The sequence below is a fragment of the Paraglaciecola algarum genome (assembly GCF_021532655.1).
GTDB lineage: Bacteria > Pseudomonadota > Gammaproteobacteria > Enterobacterales > Alteromonadaceae > Paraglaciecola > Paraglaciecola algarum.
Map to the genome: position 1 here is coordinate 20,981 of NZ_JAKGAS010000002.1, position 25,105 is coordinate 46,085.

General features: G+C 38.3%; 24 protein-coding genes and 1 pseudogene. 11 read left to right on the top strand and 14 right to left on the bottom strand.

The features are described 5' to 3' along the window. Nucleotides 1–74 precede the first annotated feature (74 nt). On the top strand, nt 75–377 hold the full coding sequence (locus tag L0668_RS20840; protein WP_349815627.1) for a magnetosome magnetite crystal formation protein family: 303 nt from the start codon (nt 75–77) through the stop codon (nt 375–377). Here L0668_RS20840 and L0668_RS03560 read toward each other — a convergent pair. The 11 genes from L0668_RS03560 to L0668_RS03610 all read right to left on the bottom strand — a co-directional run bounded on the left by L0668_RS03560 (nt 370) and on the right by L0668_RS03610 (nt 9,312). Next, nucleotides 370–1,158 carry a PhzF family phenazine biosynthesis protein gene (locus L0668_RS03560; protein WP_235310705.1) on the bottom strand — a complete coding sequence of 263 codons (789 nt, stop codon included), beginning with the start codon at nt 1,156–1,158 and terminating at the stop codon, nt 370–372. The two genes, L0668_RS20840 and L0668_RS03560, sit on opposite strands and share 8 nt — an antisense overlap. A 53-nt stretch (nt 1,159–1,211) precedes the next feature. Then, on the bottom strand, nt 1,212–1,496 hold the full coding sequence (locus tag L0668_RS03565; protein WP_235310706.1) for a helix-turn-helix domain-containing protein: 285 nt from the start codon (nt 1,494–1,496) through the stop codon (nt 1,212–1,214). Then, complete coding sequence (locus L0668_RS03570; RefSeq protein ID WP_235310707.1) at nt 1,489–1,836, bottom strand: type II toxin-antitoxin system RelE/ParE family toxin; 348 nt, start codon at nt 1,834–1,836, stop codon at nt 1,489–1,491. The genes L0668_RS03565 and L0668_RS03570 overlap by 8 nt, the downstream gene beginning before the upstream one ends. Nucleotides 1,837–2,319: 483 nt before the next feature. After that, nucleotides 2,320–2,886, bottom strand: a complete 567-nt coding sequence (locus tag L0668_RS03575; protein WP_235310708.1) for a hypothetical protein — start codon at nt 2,884–2,886, stop codon at nt 2,320–2,322. 636 nt (nt 2,887–3,522) lie between these two features. Then, nucleotides 3,523–4,374, bottom strand: coding sequence for a shikimate dehydrogenase (gene aroE, locus L0668_RS03580; RefSeq protein WP_349815626.1), 852 nt, complete (start codon nt 4,372–4,374; stop codon nt 3,523–3,525). After that, nucleotides 4,374–5,291, bottom strand: coding sequence for an oxygen-dependent coproporphyrinogen oxidase (hemF, locus tag L0668_RS03585; RefSeq protein ID WP_235310709.1), 918 nt, complete (start codon nt 5,289–5,291; stop codon nt 4,374–4,376). The genes aroE and hemF overlap by 1 nt, the downstream gene beginning before the upstream one ends. 4 nt (nt 5,292–5,295) lie before the next feature. Further along, nucleotides 5,296–5,859 (bottom strand): L-threonylcarbamoyladenylate synthase type 1 TsaC, encoded by a 564-nt coding sequence (tsaC, locus tag L0668_RS03590; RefSeq protein ID WP_235310710.1) that lies wholly within the window; start codon nt 5,857–5,859, stop codon nt 5,296–5,298. A 98-nt stretch (nt 5,860–5,957) separates the two neighbouring features. Next, nucleotides 5,958–6,512 (bottom strand): DNA topoisomerase family protein, encoded by a 555-nt coding sequence (locus tag L0668_RS03595; RefSeq protein ID WP_235310711.1) that lies wholly within the window; start codon nt 6,510–6,512, stop codon nt 5,958–5,960. A gap of 83 nt (nt 6,513–6,595) precedes the next feature. Further along, a complete protein-coding gene (locus L0668_RS03600; protein WP_235310712.1) occupies nt 6,596–7,072 on the bottom strand; it encodes a DUF494 family protein in 477 nt (158 codons plus the stop codon). Nucleotide 7,073: 1 nt separating this feature from the next. Next, a complete protein-coding gene (dprA, locus tag L0668_RS03605; RefSeq protein WP_235310713.1) occupies nt 7,074–8,216 on the bottom strand; it encodes a DNA-processing protein DprA in 1,143 nt (380 codons plus the stop codon). A 16-nt stretch (nt 8,217–8,232) separates the two neighbouring features. Continuing rightward, on the bottom strand, nt 8,233–9,312 hold the full coding sequence (locus tag L0668_RS03610) for a LysM peptidoglycan-binding domain-containing protein (RefSeq protein ID WP_235310714.1): 1,080 nt from the start codon (nt 9,310–9,312) through the stop codon (nt 8,233–8,235). A gap of 214 nt (nt 9,313–9,526) precedes the next feature. Between L0668_RS03610 and def the strand changes: the two genes are divergently transcribed. The 5 genes from def (at nt 9,527) to L0668_RS03635 (ending at nt 15,278) form a co-directional block, all read left to right on the top strand. Beyond that, nucleotides 9,527–10,036, top strand: a complete 510-nt coding sequence (def, locus tag L0668_RS03615; RefSeq protein WP_235310715.1) for a peptide deformylase — start codon at nt 9,527–9,529, stop codon at nt 10,034–10,036. A gap of 8 nt (nt 10,037–10,044) precedes the next feature. Further along, on the top strand, nt 10,045–11,004 hold the full coding sequence (gene fmt, locus L0668_RS03620) for a methionyl-tRNA formyltransferase (protein WP_235310716.1): 960 nt from the start codon (nt 10,045–10,047) through the stop codon (nt 11,002–11,004). A gap of 10 nt (nt 11,005–11,014) precedes the next feature. Next, nucleotides 11,015–12,331: a 16S rRNA (cytosine(967)-C(5))-methyltransferase RsmB gene (rsmB, locus tag L0668_RS03625; RefSeq protein WP_235310717.1), complete on the top strand. Its 1,317-nt coding sequence runs from the start codon at nt 11,015–11,017 to the stop codon at nt 12,329–12,331. 29 nt (nt 12,332–12,360) lie between these two features. Next, nucleotides 12,361–13,740, top strand: coding sequence for a Trk system potassium transporter TrkA (trkA, locus tag L0668_RS03630; RefSeq protein ID WP_235310718.1), 1,380 nt, complete (start codon nt 12,361–12,363; stop codon nt 13,738–13,740). 173 nt (nt 13,741–13,913) lie between these two features. Next, nucleotides 13,914–15,278 (top strand): CsgG/HfaB family protein, encoded by a 1,365-nt coding sequence (locus L0668_RS03635; protein WP_235310719.1) that lies wholly within the window; start codon nt 13,914–13,916, stop codon nt 15,276–15,278. 73 nt (nt 15,279–15,351) lie between these two features. Here L0668_RS03635 and L0668_RS03640 read toward each other — a convergent pair whose 3' ends face one another. Further along, nucleotides 15,352–16,803, bottom strand: a complete 1,452-nt coding sequence (locus tag L0668_RS03640; protein WP_235310720.1) for a TrkH family potassium uptake protein — start codon at nt 16,801–16,803, stop codon at nt 15,352–15,354. 584 nt (nt 16,804–17,387) lie between these two features. Here L0668_RS03640 and polA point away from each other — a divergent pair. Continuing rightward, nucleotides 17,388–20,135, top strand: coding sequence for a DNA polymerase I (gene polA, locus L0668_RS03645; RefSeq protein ID WP_235310721.1), 2,748 nt, complete (start codon nt 17,388–17,390; stop codon nt 20,133–20,135). A 416-nt stretch (nt 20,136–20,551) separates the two neighbouring features. Here the strand turns inward: polA and yihA are convergent, their stop codons facing one another. Further along, complete coding sequence (gene yihA / locus L0668_RS03650) at nt 20,552–21,154, bottom strand: ribosome biogenesis GTP-binding protein YihA/YsxC (RefSeq protein ID WP_235310722.1); 603 nt, start codon at nt 21,152–21,154, stop codon at nt 20,552–20,554. Between the two features lie 278 nt (nt 21,155–21,432). Here yihA and L0668_RS03655 point away from each other — a divergent pair, with 278 nt between their 5' ends. From L0668_RS03655 to L0668_RS03665, 3 genes are all read left to right on the top strand, one after another. Further along, complete coding sequence (locus L0668_RS03655; protein ID WP_235310723.1) at nt 21,433–22,056, top strand: c-type cytochrome; 624 nt, start codon at nt 21,433–21,435, stop codon at nt 22,054–22,056. Nucleotides 22,057–22,531: 475 nt separating this feature from the next. After that, nucleotides 22,532–23,047, top strand: a complete 516-nt coding sequence (gene yihI, locus L0668_RS03660) for a Der GTPase-activating protein YihI (RefSeq protein WP_235310724.1) — start codon at nt 22,532–22,534, stop codon at nt 23,045–23,047. A 5-nt stretch (nt 23,048–23,052) separates the two neighbouring features. Beyond that, complete coding sequence (locus L0668_RS03665; RefSeq protein ID WP_235310725.1) at nt 23,053–23,502, top strand: DUF2489 domain-containing protein; 450 nt, start codon at nt 23,053–23,055, stop codon at nt 23,500–23,502. Between the two features lie 227 nt (nt 23,503–23,729). Here L0668_RS03665 and L0668_RS20845 read toward each other — a convergent pair. Beyond that, nucleotides 23,730–23,984 (bottom strand): annotated as a pseudogene (locus tag L0668_RS20845) (DNA-3-methyladenine glycosylase I). A 215-nt stretch (nt 23,985–24,199) separates the two neighbouring features. Here L0668_RS20845 and glyQ point away from each other — a divergent pair. Further along, nucleotides 24,200–25,105: a glycine--tRNA ligase subunit alpha gene (gene glyQ, locus L0668_RS03675; protein WP_235310726.1), complete on the top strand. Its 906-nt coding sequence runs from the start codon at nt 24,200–24,202 to the stop codon at nt 25,103–25,105.

Sequence of the window (25,105 nt, forward strand, 5' to 3'; positions counted from 1 at the left end):
AAAGTAAAATGGATTTTAACATGACATTTGCCGAAGAAAAAAAATGGGCTGTTTTTTGATATATTTCTATTTTAATAGGACTAGTCGTACCTTTTTCTAGTTTTATTATTCTGGCTCTTATCTATATAAGAGCAGGGAAATACTCAAGCCTTATCAATAGAAATATAAAAGAAGCCTTAAATTTTCAAATAACACTTTTTCTAATATCAATCATATTTGTATTAGCGTACCTATCGTTAGGACTGCTTGCTCTGGTTATTCCTGTAATTGCTTTTTTTATTTTGATATTTGTATTATTCGAAATTGTAGTTGCAATAATAAAAGCCAGTAATGGTGAGACGCATCACATTAAATATTCATTGAAAATGATTAAATAATGATTACACCTTGCAAATAATCCTTAGCACCACCCGTAAGCATCACCCTATCGCCTATTAATTCACAACCCATTAAACCGCTACGACTAGACAGCTGCTTACCAATTAATTTAGAGTTATTTAATTGTTTAGCCCAATATGGCGCAAGTTCGCAATGGGCTGATCCTGTGACTGGATCTTCATTGACGTCTAACTTTGGAAAAAAACAGCGGCTAACAAAATCTGTATTTTCATCGTCAGCAATTGCCGTGACCACCACACCACGTAAATCTAAATTTAACCAACTAACAAATTGTGGTGTTAGCTTACGCACTACCTGCTCGTTATCTAACACCACCACATAATCAAAATCGGCATATACCGCCAATGGCTTGATCCCACCCAAACCAAGTAACAAATCTGCTGGTGGTTCAACGGGCGTTAATACAGATGCGGGAAAATCCATGGCATAACCCGAATCAGTTTTACTCACCACCAGCTCACCGCTTTTAGTTTGAAAGCTTATTTCTGACTTGCCATAAGCTAAATGTTGAAATAACACATGAGCCGCGGCTAAGGTAGCATGACCGCATAGATCGACCTCAGCTTTTGGAGTGAACCAACGTAGAGTGATTTCAGTGTCGGTCAGCACAAAAAAAGCCGTTTCAGACAGGTTGTTTTCTTCAGCAATTTTTTGCAGTAATACATCTGGCAGCCAATCATCCAAAGGGCAAACCGCAGCAGGGTTACCTTCAAAAACGTTCGCAGCAAACGCATCGACTTGGAAGAGTTTAATTTTCAAGACAATTCCTTTGTCATATAATTAATCAAAAATAATCAACTAAGACTCGTTTGTTAACCAAGCGCGCGCAAAACGGCTTGAGGCTCTTTAGCAACCACGTTTAGTAAAGCAAGTGCTGGGCCGTGAGGGTTGCGATCACCTCGTTCCCAGTGCCGTAGAGTTGAAACACTTATGCAGAACTTCGAAGCAAACTCCATTTGGGTTAACCCAAGACTTTTTCTTATTTCAGCCACATTGACTTCTGGGGCTCTATGAATTCTGGCATCCACCTTTTTTCCATCGTTCAGGTCTATTGCTTCTTTTAGTCCTTGAGCAATACTTTCAAATGCACTAGTCATAATATTTCTCCAAAGCTTTTGCTATCAATATTTTGATCAGTTTAGAAAGAGAGTTTCTATCGGCTTTAGTTAAATTAGCCTGCTCATTCTTGCCAAACATGGTTAGAAGATAAAGCGGAATTCGATCATCATGATAATAGTAAATAATCCGAACACCACCGCTCTTGCCTTTATTACCTTTTCTCCAACGCAACTTTCGAATACCTCCAGTACCTTCCATTACATTCCCAGCTTTTGGGTGTTCTGATAGGTAGTCGATAACACCCTTTCGCTCTGACTCGCCTAAAAGGGAGTCAGCTCGTTTGATGTACTCTGGTAATTCAGCTACTGTATTTTGCATCACACAAGTATAATCCAATGGATTACTTTAATCAAAAATTGTGCAGAGTGGCTAATGCTCAAAGCAACGGCTTGTCCGCTACAATGCCTTATAAAAATCATCTTGCCCAAGGCGCCATTTTTAAAGTAAATGATGAATTCTTAAACCTATACTCATGATCTAGTTTAGTGCAAGCATCTGCTACAAATTTGAGTGCAATAAGATAGTAGTCGAATGCCTCAATTGGTTGCCTCATCATTTCCGCATAGCGCAACTTTATAGCGTCTTTATCGGATGGTAGTTTTATCAATTCCGATGAATCCAGTTCACATCCACGTTGTTTAAGCCATTCAATAAGATCATTAAGGCAGTGACCATATTTTCCTTGGCCAGTCTTGGAGTGAATAAGCACTTTTATAGATTTTTCTATCGCTAAATGAAATTCCCAGCAAGCTACGGCTGATGACTCTGGTTTTTTTTATGAGTATATCGCTTATACCTTTCTCAAAATGCCCCCATAGACATATTCCGGGCCGATTGCTCAAGCTTACTTGAAGTCTCTATGTCTATATTTATAGCCCTTGAATAGGCAATAATTTCTGCGATTTGTTGCTTAAGGTTAGAAATTGATTTCTCCGACATATACTCAAGATTGATATTAGGCTGTATTATGTCCTCTATTTTTTCATTTTCTAGCATGTGATCTGGAAACATCATCTTTGACAATTTCCCCTCTTCCACTACGTCCGATGTTGTAGAGGGTATTTTGAGCTCTATGGGTTGTCCGTAGACGAAGGCCACTCCAAGATAGAATTTTTTTACATTGTTCTTGGTGAGATCTTTGTACTTTTCGTAATACCAATCGTTGAATATTGGTAGAACACACTCGTGATACACATTACTTTCTAGTAGTTTTTCTTTGGACTCAAAAGTCGAGTCTTGAACAAAATGCTCTACATAAAGCATTCCAGCGGCGATAAACCGACTTGGTATCGGAGTGCCCTTTGCTTCTAGCAACTCATCGATTTGGGGCATCAATTCAAAGATATGCTCCCTTAATTCATCTGACACTCAGACCCACCCCTTATCAATTTAACAATATTAATAACCGTGTTTACCGTGTATAAAATTTCACTTATTTTAGGCACAGTGGGTAAGTTATTACAACATAAAGAGTTTTACCAAATACACTATTTTAGTTATGTGTAAATGCCGCATTCACCTAAAATCTTGCGACTATACGTGTACAGAATATCAATTAGATATAAAAATGGATTCCTGCTAAAAGCATGCAGGAATGACAGGGTAAGGCTTCTAGTTTTAGCTTAGTGGCAAAAGCACATGCTTTTCACTTTAGTCTTTGTGGCGACGCCATGCTGTTGATTTTATCGCGACTACAAATTCCCCATTCAATAATTGGCTTGTCAGGTGGTCAGATAGGTACATCTGAACAAGGCAATCTTTTATAGCTGGGAGCGGCTTATTGCCGATCTGACATAAAAGGCAATTATTTAATGGAGTTGGAATTTGTTTTTAGCGCGGCTTTTCTTGTGTACTTCTTTTAGCTGTTGAAAAGAAGTGCATCGCCCAGCAGGGACGCAGGGTGAACCCCCGCAATGGATTGCGGTGAACGTAGTGAATGCTTTGTGAGCACCGCGAATGTTTGATGAGCGCAGTGAATGCCCTTGAAATACATCTAATTTGCTACTATAGCTCAGCTCGCAGAGCTTCAATAACAGCCTCAACCTCTGGCCTAACCCCACGCCACAAGTAAAAACTTTCAGCGGCTTGGCCTACTAACATGCCTAAACCATCAGAGTATTTAGTCACACCTAAACTGGCAGCATGTTTTAAAAATACTGTTGGTTTATCGCTATAACTCATGTCATACACATAACCACTATTTGCTATTACTTCATCTGGAATAGGCGGTAACTCTCCAGACAAACTGGCTGAAGTCGAATTAATAATTAAATCGAAAGGTTCATTCTGGTCCACCAAATCATCAAAGCCACAAGCTTGTAAATTCGGCTGAGGTATTAAAGATGCCAATAACTCTGCCTTGGATGTTGTGCGGTTAGCCACCAGCAATAATTCAGGCTCTAAGGCTAACAAAGATTGCAATGCCCCTCTTGCCGCACCACCAGCGCCTAACAATAAAATTCGAGCGCCTTTCTTAACCGCGTTTAAGCGTAATAAATCTTGCACTATGCCAGGGCCATCTGTGGTATCTCCCAAAAACGTTCCATCAGATTGGCGAATTATAGTATTAACCGCACCCGCTAACTTAGCACCAGACGAGAGTTGATTTACCCACTGTGCAGCTTGCTCTTTAAAAGGCGCTGTGACGTTGCAGCCTTTAGCAGCCTCATCTGCAAAAAAGCTATTTAATGAATCTTTAAAGTTTTCAATTGTGGCTAGCTGACGATCATATTCAATGTTTTGTTGAGTTTGCTTTGCAAACATTTGATGAATTTTAGGTGATTTACTTTGGGCAATGGGGTTGCCGTAAACTAGGAACTTATCTGTCATTTTTCGTGTATTTATTGGATCTGTCACTAAAGCCACTCCCTAGGCTGTAAATAATTGTCGTACAGATCAGCTTCTGCACTGCCTGGCTCTGGTTGATAGTCATATTCCCACCTGGCTAAAGGTGGCATAGACATCAAAATTGACTCGGTGCGACCACCAGTTTGCAATCCAAATAAAGTCCCCCTATCCCAAACCAAATTAAACTCCACATAGCGGCCACGTCGATATAATTGGAAATCTCTTTGCTGTTGATTAAACAGTGTATCTTTGCGCTTTTCTATAATAGGTACGTAAGCATCTAAAAAGCCATTACCGATAGCTTTCATGGTTTTGAAGCTTTGTTTGAATCCGGGTTTATTTAAATCATCAAAAAATAAACCACCTACGCCACGAGTTTCATTTCTGTGTTTAAGAAAAAAGTAGTCATCACACCATTTTTTGTATTCTGGGTACACTTCTTCCCCAAAAGGTTCACAAACACTTTTGGCCACAGAGTGCCAATGTTGCACATCTTCGAGGAATGGGTAAAAAGGCGTCAAATCAAAACCACCACCAAACCACCAAACAGGCTCTTCACCCGGCTTTTCCGCAATAAAAAATCGCACATTAGCGTGAGTAGTGGGAACAAATGGGTTATGAGGATGAATAACCAATGACACGCCCACAGCCTGAAAACTTCTACCAGCTAGCTCTGGACGAGCAGCCGTTGCTGAGGCAGGTAATTCGCCACCGTAAACATGAGAAAAGTTCACCCCACCTTGTTCGATCACATTACCATTAGTTAATACACGAGTGCGGCCTCCCCCACCTTGTTCTCGTTGCCAGTTATCTTCTATAAAACTGCCTTTGCCATCTGCCAGCTCTAACGTCTGACAAATATTGTCCTGTAGTTTTAGTAGATACTTTTTAACTTTTTCTAGATCGGGAAGTTTTTCTTCTATCATTTGACTAATTGTCTCTTATTGTTTGTCCAGTTAAACCGTTTCGTATGCAGCTAGGTTTACGTCTATTACCTAATTCGCCTGCAACAATAATAACTTGCTGAGCAAATTGTTGTTCTATTTGTTGCACTGTCGTAGCTGCCGGTTGACCAGTAATGTTGGCGCTGGTCGACACTATGGGTTTATTAAAACATTCACATAATTCTTGTACTAATGGATGTGACGTGACCCTAACCGCAATTAAATCAGAACCACCGGTAATCCACTTAGGCGCTTTTTTACTAGCTGGTAATAACCAAGTATTAGGACCTGGCCAGCTAGAGAAAATTTCTGTTCTTTTAAACATGGGGATAGCCGCATCGTCAATATAAGGCAATAGCTGAGAATAGGTTTTTGCGATTAAAATTAAGCCTTTTTCAATAGGCCGTTTTTTAAGGGCTAAGAGTTTTAATACTGCTTGTTCTTGATCAGGGTCACAGCCTAACCCATATACAGCTTCGGTTGGATAAGCAAATATCTCACCTGCTTCAAAGCTTGGTAATAATGCTTCTGGATCTAGATTTGATTTCATTCTTTAAAATACTGTTTTTATTTAGATGTGATGATACTTCATTCCGCTGAGTTTTTATAATCGCAGCTTTTTAATCGCTTTTTTTGATCATCATTTTTCTAACCATCGCTTTTATATCCGCAAAGTTTTTGAGGGCACTGCAATTTTCCGGCAGAGGATTTTTTTATCATGACTGGCCATTGACACTCTGGGCAGGACTGGGCAACTGGGGGGGAGTTTAAAACGTACTTACACTTGGGATACAAAGTACAAGAATAAAAGGATTTACCAAATTTATTCGCTCGTTTGGCTAGGTGACCTTTTTTACATAAAGGGCAATCTACATGAGTATCTTCAGCTTTTTTTGTGGATTCAATATAGTGACAAATGGGGAAATCGATGCAGCCAATGAATAAACCAAAACGGCCTTTTTTAATTACCAGTAATGACGAACACAATGGGCAAGAAGAACCATCTATTACTTTTATGTCTGCATTTTCATGCTCATGCAGTGGTTTAGAATAGTCGCATTGAGGATATTCAGTACAACCAATAAATGGCCCTGATTTGCCTCGCCTTATGCTTAACTTACCATCACATTTTGGGCATGGGCCAAACGCCTGCTCTGAGGCATGTTCGTGAGCCGAAAATAAAGAATGATCAATTTTAGACACTATTTATAAATACACGACAAATACACATTATAAAAAACACTCTTTATATTAGCGATGGTTTGTAAAGCCTTGCTGCTTAACTTTTAGTGAAGCGGCCCTTCAGGCTCGTCAAACAACAAGTCTTCCATTTGAGCATAGGCATTCTCTTTTCCAGGAACATTAAATAGCACCATGAGCACCACCCACTTCATATCTTCTAAACAAAATTCTTTAGAATCAATTTCCATCACACGGTCAATGACCATTTCACGTGTTGAAGAATCTAATACGTTGATTTGCTCTAGAAACATTAAGAAACCGCGACATTCTACATCCAATCGCATCTCTTCGTCAGGCGTATAAACACGTGTGACAAAAGAAGTAGGACCTTTTGCAAAATAAGGTTTAATGTCTGTTTCTTGCAAGGCTGCAAGTTTTTCTAACCAGGAAAGGGCCTTGTATATTTCATCGTGATGAAACCCCGCTCTAATTAGCTCATCGGTTAATTCATCTTGATCGACACGGATTTCCGTTTCGTTGTGAATGAAGTTTTCAAACAAATACATGAGGATATCGAACATACTATTTTTCCCCCAATTTAATGTAACCACCAGGAACAGCGCTAACTAAACCACACAACTCATACTCTAGTAACTTAAACATAACAGCTTCAACTGACATACCGCTCCGTTGCGCCACAATGTCTAACGGCGTAACTTCAAAATCTACACTATCTAACAATTTGTCTGATGCCAAGCTTTGAAGCTCATTTTTTTGCGATTTTATTTCATTGCTAATCAGAGACGGAAAAACCAAATGTGAAAATTCTTCATTTATATCTTGTATATTGGTAACCAATTTTGCCCCTTGTTGAATTAGATAATGGCATCCCGCAGAAATAGGATTATGAATATTTCCTGGGATGGCAAATACTTCTCTATTTTGCTCTAAAGCATACCTAGCGCTAATTAACGAGCCACTTTTAATTGCGGCCTCGACAATTAGAGTACCTTGAGACAAACCACTAATAATCCGATTTCGTCTTGGAAAGTTCTCCGGCTTACTTGGGGTACCTGGTGCAAACTCAGAAATGATGACTCCATCATTTTGTAAAATTTGTTCTGCTAATTTAATATGGCGTCGCGGATACATTTTATCAATAGCAGTTCCTAATACAGCAATAGTTATATGTTGCCGAGTCAATGCTCCTTGGTGAGAGAAACCATCAATTCCCAAAGCTAAGCCACTAGTTATTGTCCAACCACATTCACTTAATTGATGAGCAAAAGACTTAGCATTCTCTTTTCCTTGTGGGCTAGGGTTGCGACTACCCACCATGGCAATTTGTAATCGACTTAGATGTTGTGGATTTCCATACCCGTATAACAACGCTGGTGGACTAGAGATTTGTTTTAACTGCTCGGGGTAACAAGGGTGGTCAAAATATAATACAAATCTATCTTCACCAGCTGACAACCAATCCAAACTTATATTTATACGTGCTTCGTCAGGTTTGATTATCGTCTCAACCTGCTTAGGCTTAAATCCTAACTTTTTGAGCTCAGAAGATGAAAAAGTGAATAATTGTGCGAGTAGAACGCCACGTTTATTTTGCAATTTAATTAAACTGGCAACAGAGAACTTAGGTATCTGAGCCAGTTTTAGCCAATTGATTAACGAGTCTGTATCGGTGGCTTTATCTGATTTATCAACGTCCTGTTGCATATGTGATCCTTATAACTCATGGTTTAGCTACAATCATTCCTCTTTTAATAACTTTAGTTGATTCAGTGATAAGTGCATAACTAGCCTTATCAAAGGATTTGAACACTATTACTTCTCCTACTTTTAATGCAGGCTGCTCAATTTCATCGCCCATTTCAAATGCGCTACGGATAACATCACTCTCACCTTCGTATTTGGGTTGATAACCATCAATAATTCTAGGCCCTTGGCTATAAATACCCATTACTGTACCTGGAGATACTTCCATCTCACCAAGATCCAAAATAACAACGTTAAATTTGCCTAATAAGTTATGTTGCTCTAAATCACCTATGATAAAACCTATCTGATCTTCTGCAGCAATAAGTGAGATTTCGTCTTGGTCAAATTCTTGATAAGGAATGATCCTATCACCTCGTTTGATTTCTAAAGATGATTCTTGAATTTTTACTAAGCTTTGTTGTTTCAATTTAGTTTTAACCACTTTTGCTCTGGCTAAGTGTCTTACTTGCACACCAATAAGCTGACCTTGCATATCAAATAATTCGTTTTGTTTTCGAATAATACGCATTTCATCACTACGTCGTCTTAATGACTTACCTAACACTAGATTATCTTCGTAGTAACGTACTGCTCCCTCTTCATTGCCCAAAACATAAGGATGTCGCTCATAATCCTCATCACTCATGATCATTTCGTTATTGATATACGGACGGATCATAGACCATGGTAATGCGGGAATTGCCTGCGCTTGTTTAAGCTGCTTATTGCCGTCAGGTGACAGCTTAATTTTTAGCTTGTCGATATTTTCTCTGACGACTTCTAATGAGACTTCACCCTTACTATTTTTCACTAAATGTAACTCATCACCTGGGTAAATTAAGTGAGGGTTAGTGATGTGCACGTTATTTCGCCATAATTCCGGCCATAACCATGCTTTATCTAGATATAAATTTGAAATATCCCACAAAGTATCACCTTTTTTTACCACATAGCGTTCAGGCGCAGATTCTTTTAGCTGCAGCACATCAGCAAAACAATATAGCGGTAGTAAAAAAGCTATTATCGATAGCCTAACCAAATTTTTAATCATCATTGTTTAACACCTTGATGCAGTCACAGTTATGTTTTGGATCCATTTAAGCTAGAATAGCCCATGAAGCAACGGTTTAAATAGTCCAATCTATTTAACCGTATATTAAATAATACACTGGCCAGTGGTTACTCTTTTTTGAATCTAAGGTAATCATTAGCTAAATCTGTTCCTGAGTCACACTCACTTCCGTGACCCATTATAGTTGAAGAATACAATGGCAATATTAGATGTTTTGCGTTTTCCTGATGAAAGATTACGCACAGTCGCAAAAAAAGTAGACAAAATTGACACCTCAATCACAAGCTTAGTTGATGATATGTTTGAAACCATGCGTGATGAAAATGGTATTGGCTTAGCTGCCACCCAAATCAATGTACATAAACAAGTCGTTGTTATGGATGTATCGGAAGAACAAGATAATCCTTTGGTATTTATTAATCCTGAAATTACTCATATGGAAGGTAAAACCATAAGTGAGGAAGGCTGTTTATCGGTTCCAAATAATTATGCACAAGTTGAAAGAGCTGAAAAAATTACCGTGAAAGCGCTAAATAGGAAAGGCGAAAGTTTCTCTCTAGAAGCTGAAGGCTTATTAGCCATTTGCGTTCAGCACGAGCTTGATCACTTGAAAGGTAAGTTGTTTGTTGATTATTTGTCGCCGTTAAAAAGACAGAGAATTAAGAAAAAGTTAGAAAAAGAAGCCAAACTAGCGGCTAGGGGATAAATACCACTTTGAGTGCTCCATTAAAAATCATCTTTGCAGGTACTCCAGAATTTGCTGCCTTACATCTACAGGCCTTAATTGATTCTGAACATGAAGTGATTGGGGTTTATAGCCAACCCGATCGTCCAGCAGGCAGAGGCAAAAAACTACAGGCTAGTGCGGTTAAGCAGCTTGCAGTTGAACATCAATTACCTGTCTATCAACCAGGATCACTTAAAACTCTAGAGGCACAACAAGAATTAGCGGCCTTACAAGCCGATATTATGATTGTAGTTGCCTATGGTTTAATTCTGCCCAAAGTTGTTTTAGACACTCCTAAATTAGGTTGTTTAAATGTGCATGGCTCATTGTTACCAAAGTGGCGAGGAGCCGCCCCCATTCAGCGAGCAATTTGGGCTGGCGATGCTGAAACAGGTGTAACCATAATGCAAATGGATGAAGGTTTAGACACTGGCGCCATGCTACTCAAACAAGCATTAACCATTCAAGCCGATGATACTAGTGCAAGCCTTTATCAAAAACTTGCTGAAATTGGGCCGCTCGCGTTAATTGAGACCTTATGCAAATTGAGCAGTTTAACTGCTGAAATACAACAAGAGTCTCTAGCCACCTATGCCCATAAATTATCGAAACAAGAAGCTCAGATAGATTGGAACCTAGAGGCAGCACAAATAGAACGTAATATTCGCGCTTTTAATCCTTGGCCAGTAGCTTTTTTCACAGTGCAAAATAGTAATGTCAAAGTGCAGTCAGCCGAAGTAGTCAACTCAGAAAATACCGATTTAACAGCAGGACAAATTGTCCAAGCAAATAAATCAGGCATTTTAATTGCCACAGGTAAAAATCTACTAATGATTAAAACTCTACAATTACCTGGCAAAAAGCCCAACTCTGCGGCGGATATTCTAAATGGTAGAGCTGATTGGTTTGCTGTAGGCGATATTTTAGCCTCACCAATTGCCGAGTAAATAATTAGCTATGAAAAGCAAAAACATAAAAAAATCATCAAACATTAGAGCTGATGCAGCAAAAATACTTTATCAAATACTCGAAGAGGGCCAATCAGCTAGAGAATGTTTACCGGCTATTCAAGCACTGCATAAAGATCAAGATAAAGCTTGGTTACAAGAAATGGTTTATGGTGTTTTACGCCAACTGCCTATTTTACAGTTTTGGTTAAGAGAGTTGTTAGATAAGCCACTTAAAAATCGTTTTAAAATTGTAGAACACTTAATCATGCTCGGGTTCTATCAACTTGCCTTTACTCGAGTCAGCCAACATGCTGCAGTATCTGAAACTGTAGCCGCCACACAATCATTAAATACTATTGCCATGAAAGGTTTAGTGAATGGCATACTGCGTAATTTTATTCGTGAAGAAATGGCAAATCAAGCAGCTCCTAATGAGCAGATTGCATCTGGTTTACCTAAATGGTTGTATAAAAAATTATTGGCTGCATACGGTAAAAATACACCTACCTTATTAGAAAACATGCAACATAAAGCTCCTATTTGGCTGCGAGTGAATACAACAAAAACAAATAGAAAGGCCTTCTCTCAAGCGTTAACCGAGTCGGGCATTGATTTCGAAATCCCTACCAGTCACTCACAGGCTATAATTTTAAATAAAGGTTACGACGTAACATCACTACCTGGCTTTGATAATGGATGGTTTGCAGTTCAAGATGGAGCGGCCCAATTAGCCGCAGAATATATAGCTCCACAAGCTGAAGATAATATTCTGGATTGTTGCGCCGCACCTGGCGGAAAAACTTGTCATCTAATCGAATTACAACCCCAATTAAAAAGTGTTACAGCTTTAGAAATAGACAAAGTTAGAGCAAACCGTATTCAAGAAAACTTCGACCGATTAGGCCATTCAGCGCAAATTTTGACAGGTGATGCAAGTCAACCAGATTCTTGGTGGGATGGTAATTTATACGATCGCATTTTACTTGATGCTCCTTGCTCTGCGACAGGTATTATTCGTCGCCATCCAGACATAAAATGGTTACGAAAAGCAAAAGACATAGAAGTGTTAGCCTTACTGCAAAGCAACATAATAGATAAAATTTGGACCTTACTAAAACCAGGAGGCACGTTGTTATATGCCACTTGCTCAATTTTGCCTGAAGAGAATCAACAACAAATTATTCAATTTTTAGCACGTACAGCAAATGCCAAGTTAGATGAAAGCTTTGGCAACGACGCAACAAACAAACCAGGTAGACAAATTTTACCAGGAGACCTACAAATGGATGGTTTCTACTATGCCAGACTGCTAAAGTCTATTTAATAACTAGGTTTTAAGACCCAAACAAACACATGAAAATAATAATTCTAGGTGCTGGCCAAGTAGGCGCGACATTAGCCGAAAACTTGGTAGGTGAAAAAAATGAAATCACCATCATAGATTCTGATCACGAAAAGTTAAGACAGCTACAAGATCGTTTGGATTTACAGGTTGTGGCTGGGATGGGTTCTCATCCAGATGTACTAAAAAAAGCCGGTGCAGAGGACGCAGACATGTTAATTGCGGTAACCAACAGTGACGAAAGCAATATGATGGCTTGTCAGGTTGCCTATAGCCTATTTAAAACCCCGACTAAAATTGCTCGAGTGAGGTCAGAACAATACATAATCTATCAAGAACAACTTTTCAAACATCAAGATGTACCTGTTGACCATTTAATTGCTCCGGAACAACTAGTTACTCAAGCTATAAAACGTTTAATCGACTACCCAGGCGCACTACAAGTGGTTGAATTTGCTGACGGTAAAGCCAGCTTAGTGGCGGTAAAAGCATATTATGGTGGATTATTAGTAGGCCACGCTTTATCCACCATAAAAGAGCATATTCCTAATGTAGATACACGAGTTGCAGCGATTTATCGACGAGGAAAACCTATTCGCCCGTTGGGCACCACCATTATTGAAGCCGATGACGAAGTATTTTTTATCGCTGCAACTAAGCATATTCGTGCGGTAATGAGTGAATTACAAAAATTAGAATCTAGTTACAAACGAATCATGATTGCTGGTGGAGGTCTGATTGGCGCAGGGTTAGCTAAGCTACTCGAGCACAACCACAACGTAAAATTGATTGAATATAGCCCAGCTCGGGCCAAATATTTGTCTGCCCACCTAGACAAAACCATAGTGTTCTCTGGAGATGCATCTGATCACGAATTGTTAACCGAAGAAAATGTCGAACAAGTTGATGCATTTATAGCGGTAACTAATGATGACGAAGCCAATATTATGTCTGCCATGTTGGCTAAACGTCTAGGCGCACAGAAAGCCATGGTACTTATTCAAAGAGGTGCCTACGTTGACCTTGTTCAAGGAGGAGAAATAGATATAGCCTTCTCGCCACAACAAGCCACCATTTCAGCCTTACTTACTCACGTAAGGCGTGGGGACATAGTAAACGTTTACTCACTAAGACGAGGAGCAGCTGAAGCAATTGAGGCAATCGCTCATGGTGATCAAAACACTTCAAAAGTTGTAGGCAAAGAAATTCGCGAAATAAAACTTCCACCAGGAACAACTATTGGCGCAATAGTAAGGGCAGAAGAGGTAATTATTGCTCATAGCAACACAAAAATTGAACCCAATGACCATGTTATTCTATTTTTAGTGGATAAAAAGTTTATTGGTCATGTAGAGAAGCTGTTCCAACCCAGTGCATTTTTCTTTGGTTGAATTTGATTCGAGATTCATATACACACTCTAAAAAAGTTGATAAAGTTTGCTCCAGCCTAGCAGTTATATACAAAACGGAATTTACTGTTTTACCAATTAAATTGGATAGTAATGAAGTTAATCGTATCAGGCAATTTTTCATTCAAAAAACGATTACATCAAGGAAGCATACCATGCATCAATCTATGTTCTATACGAAGAAAGGCCTTGACGGCTCTAGCTTAATTCGCAGCAAATTCAAAAAACTCGTAGCCATGACATTGCTCACAACAATGATCGCTGGCTGTATGTCGACAGCCCCTAAAATGGGTGACACAGAAGGTAATACCGTAACTGGTGGGGCTGGAGGCGCAAACGCTGATGGCAGTAACGCTAGTTTAGAAAAGTGTGATGAAACCTTAGGCACCTTATCAATATTTGAAGATACTAGCCTCACCTGGTGGCGTGACTATCGCTCACGTTATCCTAAGTTAGGAAGCACTCTACCTGTCGTTAGGTTAATGATACAACAATCCAATTGTTTTGTTGTAGTTGAGCGTGGTGCGGTGATGGCTGCAATGAATAGAGAACGCCAACTGATGCAGTCGGGTCAATTACGCTCTGGTAGCAACATAGGTGGCGGCCAAATGGTAGCCGCTGATTTCACGTTAAGTCCATCGATACAGTTTTCTGCAGAGGGAACCAAGGGTCTACAGGCTATAGGGGGCGCGTTATTAGGCGGACTAGGCTCTCTAGTTGGCGGTGGACTTAAGAAAAATGAGGCGTCTACTACATTACTATTAATTGAAAACCGATCTGGCGTTCAGGTTTCAGCAGCTCAAGGTAGCGCAGGAAACTGGGACTTTAATATATTTGGCGGTTTATTTGCAGGACCTGTTGCTGGTGGAGCAAGAGGATTTTCTAGCACCCCTGAAGGCAAAATAATTACAGCTGCATTTGCTGATTCGTTTAATCAAATGGTGAAAGCATTGCGCAATTATAAGGCTCAACAAGTTAAAGGTGGTCTAGGCAAAGGCGGAAGACTAACAATTGGCGGTGAAGACGATAAAATGCCTGAAGCCACAAACGGTGCGAGTGTCATCCCAGCGCCTAAAGCAACACCTGTATATGTTGCTCCGCCTGTTGAAGTTAAACATACGGTTAGCAGAGACAGAAACCAGAACTTCAATATCGATGAATATGATGAAGATGCACTTAAAGACTATTACAATTCCCTTAAAAATGCTGCCACTATGATTTCTGCTTTTGCTACTGGAGAAGCTGCATTAGCAGCCGATGATAAGCATAAAGGTATGTTTCAAACAGCTATTAATATGTTTTCGAGTCAGTTAGAGTCTCATAAAATTGAGTTAGAATCATGGCCAATGTCAGCTAAACAAGAAGCTTGGAGAGTGATGGGAAAAAGAATCGAGTCACACACTTCATCATTCAATAAATATAAAAAGCTGGCTTTAGAAAATGAAACTTTAGAACCTCATGTACGTAATTTATTGGATAGCATTACACTGATTACTAAAGAGTCTTTATTGGGTGAATAATAGTTTAAAACAACGATTAAGGCCCGGTAGCTTACCTAGTTATCGGGCCTAATTTCGTATTAGTGAATATAAGTTAACTACGCCAAAATGTTGGAGAAAATAGTACCAGCAAAGAAAACACCTCTAATCGACCGAATAACATTCCTAATATTAACAACCACTTCCCACTATCACTTACACTAGCGTATGTGCCAGCCACGTCCCCTAAACCTGGACCTAAGTTATTTAAAGTGGCAGCTGTAGCGGTAAAGGCAGTTACATCATCCATTCCAGTCCCAATTAGGCAAACCATAATAATGACAAATACCATAGCGTATGCAGAAAAGAAGCCCCAAACCGCTTCCACTACTCTATCAGGCAACGCCCTTTCTCCTAATTTTACAGAATAAATAGCTTTAGGATGAATAAGCCTATTTACTTCTCTATTCCCCTGCACAAACAACAATAAGACACGAATGACCTTTAAACCGCCACCAGTTGATCCAGCACAGCCACCTATAAAACTTGAAAAAATTAGCATTATAGGCAGGAAAACTGGCCAACTGGAAAAGTCCGTAGTGGCAAAACCAGCAGTAGTACTAATAGAAACAGCCTGAATCAACGCTTGGTCAAACGCCACACCTGCTGAATCAAACCACTCATATTTCATCAAAACAAAAAAACAAATTAATACGAGTGTTACTTGAATAAAAAAGAATGTTTTTAATTCGGGATCATAAATATAGCCCTTCAGAGACCGCCCGCTAGCAGCCGCATAATGTAGAGCAAAATTGAGTGCAGCTATCCACAAAAACACCACGCAAACAATGTTGACACCAACACTATCAAAGTGACCAAGACTAGCGTCATAGTTGCTAAACCCGCCAATTGCAATAGTTGAAAAAGCGTGACAAATAGCATCGAACCAATTCATACCTACAGCCCAATAAGCGATAGTACAAGCAGTTGTAAGTGACAAGTATATGTACCAAAGATGTTTAGCCGTATCGGCTATTCTTGGTGTCATTTTCGAATCTTTAACTGGACCAGGCGTTTCTGCTCGATATAGTTGCATGCCACCTACCCCTAGTATGGGTAGAATAGCCACAGCTAAAACAATAATCCCCATACCACCAAGCCATTGCAATTGCTGTCGGTAAAATTGTATTGCCTTTGGAAGGTAGTCAATGCCTTCAATTACGGTAGCTCCAGTTGTGGTCAAACCAGAAAAAGATTCAAAGAATGCGTCTGTTGCGGACATATTCGGTTGTTCAAGCAATAGAAATGGTAAAGCCCCAAAACAACCAAGCACAGTCCAAAATAACACAACAATTAGAAAACCTTCCTTTGCTCTCAAATCAAATCTATAACGTCTATTTGGGTACCAGATTATCAATCCCGTAGCGAGACATAACACAAAAGCTAATAAAAAAGGTAAACCGCTCCCATCTTCATAAATAACAGAAACAATAGCAGGAGGGATCATAGTGACGCTAAGTAAAGCAATAAGTAACCCTAAAATTCGAATAATAGTACGATATTGCATGTTTTAACTTAGACTCATTTTGGTTATTGGATTTGATTGCGAATGTATTGGTTTCATTCCACTTAATTATTATCCGCTAAGCGCTAAATAAAAAGAGATAATTAAATTATTTAACTTTCTTTATGTGTTTGTTAGCGCTTACATACAATAAATAGTTTTATATTTATAAATTGATTCTTAACTACCCTATAGAGTGCATAAATAAAGGCTTATAATATTTTGATTTTATCTATGGTTAAATGGGCCTTAAATATTTTAAAAAATAACTATTAACTAAGCAAAGAAGCGTGTATCTTTTACGTCCTTTTATAGCTCTGTATATTAGCTTACAAAAATGTTATCCACATTTTAATTTTACCAATACTCCACTTTTCTTCATATTAAAATTTAAACCGTAAACATATGTTTTAATTAACATTTATCTTAATTATATATTTCATAAAATTGATTATCATTAATGATAAAATCAGCTTTTATCTACTTAGTTATCCACAGATTTTAATCATTATTAATTAGAAGCAGAATAACACTTGTGGCATTCTGTAATTTAACCATCATCTATTAAATTTTACTGAGCTTTTACTATGACAAACCAAGCAAACTTAACCACAGCCACCCCTTTAATATTAGTGGACGGTTCTTCTTATTTGTTTAGAGCTTACCATGTACCCTATTTACAAGCCTTATCCACTTCTTATGGACAACCAACTGGTGCAATTACCGGTGTCCTTAATATGATTAAGAGCTTACAAAAAGATTACCCTACTGGGAATGTAGTAGTGGTGTTTGATGCAAAAGGTAAAACATTTAGAAATGACTTGTATCCAGAATACAAAGCTAACCGCCCACCAATGCCGGATGATTTAAGAACTCAAATAGAGCCATTGCATAATATAATCAAAGCTATGGGTTTACCTTTATTAGTAATTGAAGGGGTTGAGGCCGATGACGTTATTGGCACGTATGCCCATCAAGCATCACAACTAGGTATTGAAACAATCATATCTACCGGCGATAAAGACATGGCTCAGTTAGTCACTCCTCATGTACGTTTGATTAATACTATGACTAACGTAGAACTTGATGAAGCCGGAGTGTTGGAAAAGTTTGGGGTTAAACCAGATCAAATTATCGATTACTTAGCACTTATGGGGGACAAGGTAGATAATATTCCAGGCGTAAATAAGTGTGGACCTAAAACAGCAGTAAAATGGTTAACAGAACACAAAACACTCAATCAGGTTATTGCTAATGCCGGCAGTGTAAAAGGTAAAATAGGTGAACATCTACGTGACGCGTTAGATCAACTTCCACTTTCATACGAATTAGCCACAATAAAATTAAATGTTGAACTGCCCATACAAGTTCAAGATCTAGCTGCATCACCACAAGATACTGAACGATTAATTGAGCTTGGTAAGCAATTTGAATTAAAACGTTTAGTAGCAGATGCAGAGAAAAATGCTGGAACAAGTCAACCTTCAACCAATGAAGCACAATCCGTCAAAGCAGAAGCTAGTAAGGCAAATTATGAATGCATTCTTACAGAAAAAGAATTCGACAACTGGTTAACAAAACTTCAATCAGCTGAATTATTTGCTTTTGACACCGAAACAACCAGCTTAAATTATATGGATGCAGAAATAGTAGGCGTTTCCTTTTCGGTTGCTGAAAACGAAGCTGCTTATTTACCATTCGGTCATGATTACTTAGATGCGCCAGAGCAACTGGATAGGAATGAGGTTCTGAATAAGTTAAAGCCCATTCTAGAAAATGCCAAAATTAAGAAAATTGGCCAACACCTAAAATACGATAAAAATGTATTAGCCAACTATGACATCAATCTTCAAGGTGTAGCTTTCGATACTATGCTCGAGTCATATGTTTTAAATAGTATCGCTACCAAACACAATATGGATAGCCTAGCTAACACTTACCTAGGTGTAGATACCATTCCTTTTGAAGATGTGGCTGGTAAAGGGGCTAAGCAGTTAACTTTCAATCAAATTACTCTTGAAGAAGCCACACCTTACGCCGCTGAAGATGCAGATATCACCCTTAAGTTGCACAATGTTATTTGGAAAAAATTACAATCTGAACCTAATTTAGCTAAGGTATTTGAAGAAATCGAAATGCCTCTTTCTGGTGTGTTAGCCAAAATGGAGCAGTTTGGGGTGTTAATCGACAGCCAACAACTAGGCCAACAAAGCCAAGATTTAGCAGCTAGGATCATGACCTTAGAAAAAGAAGCTCATGAATTAGCCGAGCAAGAGTTCAATTTAAGCTCCCCCAAGCAATTACAAGAAATCCTATATACTAAAATGGATTTACCGGTGTTAAAGAAAACGCCAAAAGGAGCCCCTTCAACAGCTGAAGAAGTATTGCAAGAACTGGCATTAAATTATCCATTGCCTAAAATATTGATGGAATATAGGGGATTAAGTAAATTAAAAAACACCTACACTGACAAACTTCCTAAGATGATAAACATGCGCACTGGCCGTGTGCATACCTCCTATCATCAAGCCATTGCTGCTACCGGTCGATTATCCTCTACTGAGCCAAATTTACAAAATATCCCAATTCGTACTGAAGAAGGCAGACGAGTAAGGCAAGCCTTTATCGCCAGAGACGGCTACAAAGTAGTCGCGGCGGACTATTCTCAAATCGAATTACGCATCATGGCTCACCTATCTGGTGATAGCGGATTGCTTGAGGCGTTTTCTGCCGGCAAAGACATTCATACTGCGACAGCGTCAGAAGTTTTTGATACCCCCTTGGACCAAGTATCTGTAGAACAAAGAAGAAACGCTAAGGCTATTAATTTTGGCTTAATTTATGGCATGTCTGCTTTTGGGTTATCTCGACAACTTAATATCCCTCGCCATGACGCACAAAAATATATGGATTTATATTTTGAACGATACCCAGCGGTACTGACTTACATGGAAGACACACGGGTTTTAGCTAAAGAAAAAGGCTATGTTTCTACTGTATTTGACCGCAGATTATATCTGCCAGAAATAAACGCCAGTAATGGTATGCGCAGAAAAGCAGCAGAAAGAGCTGCCATTAACGCTCCTATGCAAGGTACCGCTGCAGATATTATAAAGAAGGCCATGTTGGCAGTAGATGATTGGATTGAAAGTATAGAAAATGACGGTATCAGGATGATAATGCAGGTACATGACGAACTTGTTTTTGAAATAAAAGAACAAAAACTAGAGGAATATCAAAAAATTATCACCTCTTTGATGGAACAAGCAGTTAGCTTAGATATTCCACTAATAGTAGAAATTGGCAGTGGAGATAACTGGGACGAAGCCCACTAGTTTTACGTTTTTTAAAATTAGCATTATGAAATATAAAATCCTATGAATTTATTGTAATTAAATTACAAAACGACTTGGCTTATATGCGAGTAATCAATTAAACTTAAAGATGTAGGGTACAGAGGTAAGATTTATCTAACCTTTGCTTAAACCTCGGCATTTGCCGAGGTTTTTTTTATCTTAAAAAAATTAAATTAAATTTGAACTTTATAAATTACTGATACTCTTACTATCAGTTTTTGTGTGTCTCTATGTGTTTTGCCCTACCTTATGGTAGGGCTTTTTTTTGCTGATTAAAAAAAGATTTATTAACTTGGGAACAAATCTGAAAATACCTTGTCTGTACTTGTGGTTTTTATGTGTTTCTCAAAGTGCTTTGCCCTAAATCTTTATTTAGGGCTTTTTTTATAAAAAATTTAATCTCTAGGTATACCAAACCAAAAATCCAGCTTTTGTTGTAGATGCTCTAAACCAATACCATTCGAAGAAGAGAAAGCTTCTACTGTTACATCTCCACAAAAAGCCATCGCAGCCTCTCTCGCCATTAATACCTGTGCCTTACGTTTCCCCGATTTTAATTTATCCGCTTTTGTTAATAGGGCTAAAACAGGTAGATCGGCTGCCACAGCCCAATGAATTAATTCTTGATCTAAGTCCTTAAAGGGATGGCGAATATCCATTAAGACAACAAGCCCCTTAATACTTTCTCGTTTTTGTAGGTATTCACCTAAAGATTTTTGCCACTTTTTCTTTACAGCTAATGGAACTTGAGCAAAACCATAACCTGGCAAATCCACAAGCCTGCGACCTTCGTCCAACTCAAATACATTGATTAGTTGCGTTCTACCTGGTGTTTTACTTGTTCTTGCTAGGCTTTTTTGCCTAGTTAATTTATTCAATGCACTGGATTTACCTGCATTTGATCTTCCAGCAAAAGCAATCTCAATACCTTCATCTGCTCCTAAGTGCGATATATCGGGTGCGCTAATACTAAATTTAACTTGACTGTAATGACTCACAAAAACTCCTAACCAGCGGTAAAACACTCCGCCCAAAATTATATTGTCGTTATTATATACCTGTCTGCATTTAAAAAGCGCGGACGATTAATAACAAAGAAGATTTGAGGAATGTACAAAATTTACCAAAAATCCATTTTAACTATGATTTTTCCTGTAAAAAAATAGATAAAACTCAACTTATGTCACGAATATATTTTACTCGTCGTGTAAATGTGTAAAATAACCAGTTATAAACTAAGGATTAATCAGCTAATCAAATGCTTAACGAGATAAAAATGAAAAATATAGGCCTACTAGTTTGTTTATTTATGGGATTTAGTACTACCGCAATTGCTCAAGGTGATGCCGAAAAAGGTAAAGCCAAATCAGTAGCCTGTGGTGCATGTCATGGTGCCGACGGCAATAGTTTAATTAGCATGAACCCAAAACTAGCAGGGCAACATACTAATTATCTAGTAAAACAATTAAATGACTTTAAGTTAGCCAGTCAAACGGGCGGTAAAGAAGGTCGTAATAACGCTGTCATGAACGGTATGGCAGCTGCGTTATCAGAACAAGATATATTAGATATCTCAGCTTACTTTTCCAGCCAAACTGGTACTGACGGTGAAACACCCGAAGATGCGGTTGAACTCGGTTCTAAGTTATATTCTGGTGGAGATTTAGAAAGAGGTATTACAGCTTGTATTGCTTGCCATGGGCCTAGAGGGAATGGCACGAGTCTTTCTGGATTTCCAGATATAAGTGGCCAACATGCCGATTATATTAAGTCTCAACTTAAAGCTTTTAGGTCTGGAGATAGGGCTAACTCTTTAAATGGCATGATGGGCGATATCGCTAAAAAGATGACAGATGAGGATATTGAAATATTATCAAATTACGTAGCAGGCTTACACTAATTCGTTTTTTTGAAGGTTGATTTTCACGCACTAACAATAGCGTGCAATATTTTTACCAGAACTTAAATATTTACCTGCAATTCTTGTAAATAAGTTGTAAAAAATTGTTAATAATGTATTCTTTTCTGCGATTAAAACAACATGGAAATACAAGCAATAAGCTTGTCAAGGAAGAGCTAAGGCAATAACAATTGACCTTAGATACTGATGTCTTTGAGAAATAAGACACGGACGAATAATAAAGCATCAGGATGATCAAAATTTATCTTCGTTAATAAGAATTTAAAGTGAAGATAGAAAGGAATAATTGTTTAGGACGAGCAAACCTTGGGAGAAGTGTCTGCTGACACTCTTATCTACGAAAAAGCGATAGTTTAGGCTATCGCTTTTTTTCTACCAAAAATTCAGTCTTCATCTCAAAACTAATGTAGAATCACGGCCTAATATCGCTCTATATAGTCAGGTTGGTAAAATAATGCCTAGAAAGAAAAAGTCACGTAAGGTAGGCCAGATAGGTGCACCCAAAATATCTTCAAACATTCGCAAACCTGCTGAGAAACGCGTAAAAAAACATAAGGGTAAACCAGCTGGCAATCGAAACAGTGAAGCTGTAATCTCAAATGGCCCTAATGCAACAAAAACATTAAAAGATCCCCGTCACGGAAGTAAAAAGCCTATTGATTTATTTGCAGATAATAACTCAGCTAAAAAAGCTCCTAAACCTAAAGCCAAACACTTTTCACCGGCACAAGAGCTCGAAGCCATCGAACAAGATCCTAGATTGGCTCAGTTATTGGATAATCTCGATCTTGGTAAAAAGGTTTCTAAAGAAGACCAAAGCTTTGTTGATAAAAGTTTAGCAAGGCATAAAATTTTATGTGGATTACTTGGTATAGGTAAAGATTCAGAAACTGATGAGCAAGAACCTAATATCGAAGGTGATTTCACAGATAGTTTTGATTCAATTAGTATAGATGATTATAAAGACTAATAAGTATGGTTATTACTTTAATATCACTCGCTGTAATTTTATTAGTTTGCCTTGCATTTTATGCAGGGCAATTATTATTTAGACTAAAGAAACAAAATCTAGCGAGACGGAAGAAAACCCAAGTAAGACTCGATGACATTAGTCAAAGCATACAAACCATTGCAAAAGCAACTAATCAAGGACAATGCGATATGTCGGAAGCTTGCATAAGGATTTATCACTTATTAGAAGCTTTGCCTCTTTTAAATAAACCTGATTTTGCAAAGCAATATTCTAGTCTATACAAACTTTATGATGAGATAAGAGATCTCCCCACACACCAAGCTCGTAAAGAGCAATCAAAGATAGATACCCGAAAACAAGATATCCATAGAGAAATGCTCGAAGCTAAACTTCGACCACAATTACTACATGAAATATCTGAATTGACTCGATTTTCAGTAAAAGATTTTTAATTCTTTTATTTAAGCTTTCCTATCTAACAGGCACTTTATAATAATAAAAGTAATCATTGTATGATAATTTACCGTACCAGTGGCTTACATAAATGCATAACAAATAATGGTACAGCAAAAAAATCGACCCATTTTAAGTCTGCCATTAAGGTCAATTCAAAACTAAAGCTTTTTACAGAAGCTCTATCCCGCCACTCATTTAGGATTGTTGTTCCATCTACAAATTGTCAAATATAGTCAGAAAAGCTTGCCCCTCTTTGTTCTATTTCTAAATAAGATTTTGCATTCTTTATTATAGATTGAATTTCCAATTTATTTGTTACAATACCTTTATTTTGCATTAGCTATTCTTCATCTTTTAATCTGGATATTTTAACTGGATCAAAATTAGAGAATACTTGTTCATAATTAGATTACTTTTTAAAAATAGTAATCCAACTTAGCCCAGCTTGTTGACAGTCTAAACAAAGTTTAGCAAACAATTCCTGGCTTTCGATAACCGCCCTTCCCTGTATTTAGTCATGATAATCTTGATAAACTTTGTCCTTGCCAACCCAACTACTGCGAATATTTCCCATTAATTCCGTCCATTAAGTATTTAAATGCACTATTAATTGTGCTTAAGCCTACATACAAGCGTTTACAAAAGGTATACTTGCGGACGTTTTTTTGAATTTTATTTATTAATGGCAGGACGATGCAGAAGTTTGATTGTAAGACATTTCAAGGCCTAATATTGGCGCTCCAAGATTACTGGGCACGCCAAGGCTGCGTAATCATTCAACCCCTTGATATGGAAGTAGGTGCAGGCACATTCCACCCTATGACATTTTTAAGGTCAATAGGCCCTGAGCCAATTAGTAGTGCATACGTCCAACCTTGCAGAAGACCCACAGATGGTCGATATGGAGAAAATCCAAATCGACTACAACATTATTACCAGTTTCAAGTAATGTTAAAACCTTCTCCTGACAACATACAAGAGCTGTATTTAGGCTCTCTAAAAGAATTAGGTTTTGATCCTTTAGTTCATGACATTAGATTTGTAGAAGACAATTGGGAGTCACCTACGTTAGGCGCATGGGGGCTTGGTTGGGAAGTATGGTTAAACGGAATGGAAGTTACTCAGTTTACCTACTTTCAACAAGTTGGCGGTTTAGAATGTTCACCTGTAACCGGTGAGATTACTTACGGGCTAGAACGTTTAGCTATGTACATCCAAGGAGTTGATAGTATTTACGATCTTGTTTGGACAGATGGGCCTATGGGTAAAGTTACTTATGGGGATGTATTTCATCAAAATGAAGTTGAGCAATCAGCTTACAATTTTGAACATGCTGACGTAAAAGCATTATTTGCAACTTTTGATCAATGTGAAAAAGACAGTCAACACCTAATTGAACAGAATCTTCCATTACCGGCTTACGAACAAGTTATGAAAGCATCTCATGCATTTAATCTATTAGATGCTAGACATGCAATATCTGTAACCGAACGTCAGCGTTATATTCTACGAGTAAGAACACTTTCCAAAGCCGTTGCTCAAACTTATTTCGAAGCGCGAGAATCCCTTGGCTTTCCAATGTGTAAGAAGGAGCTGTAG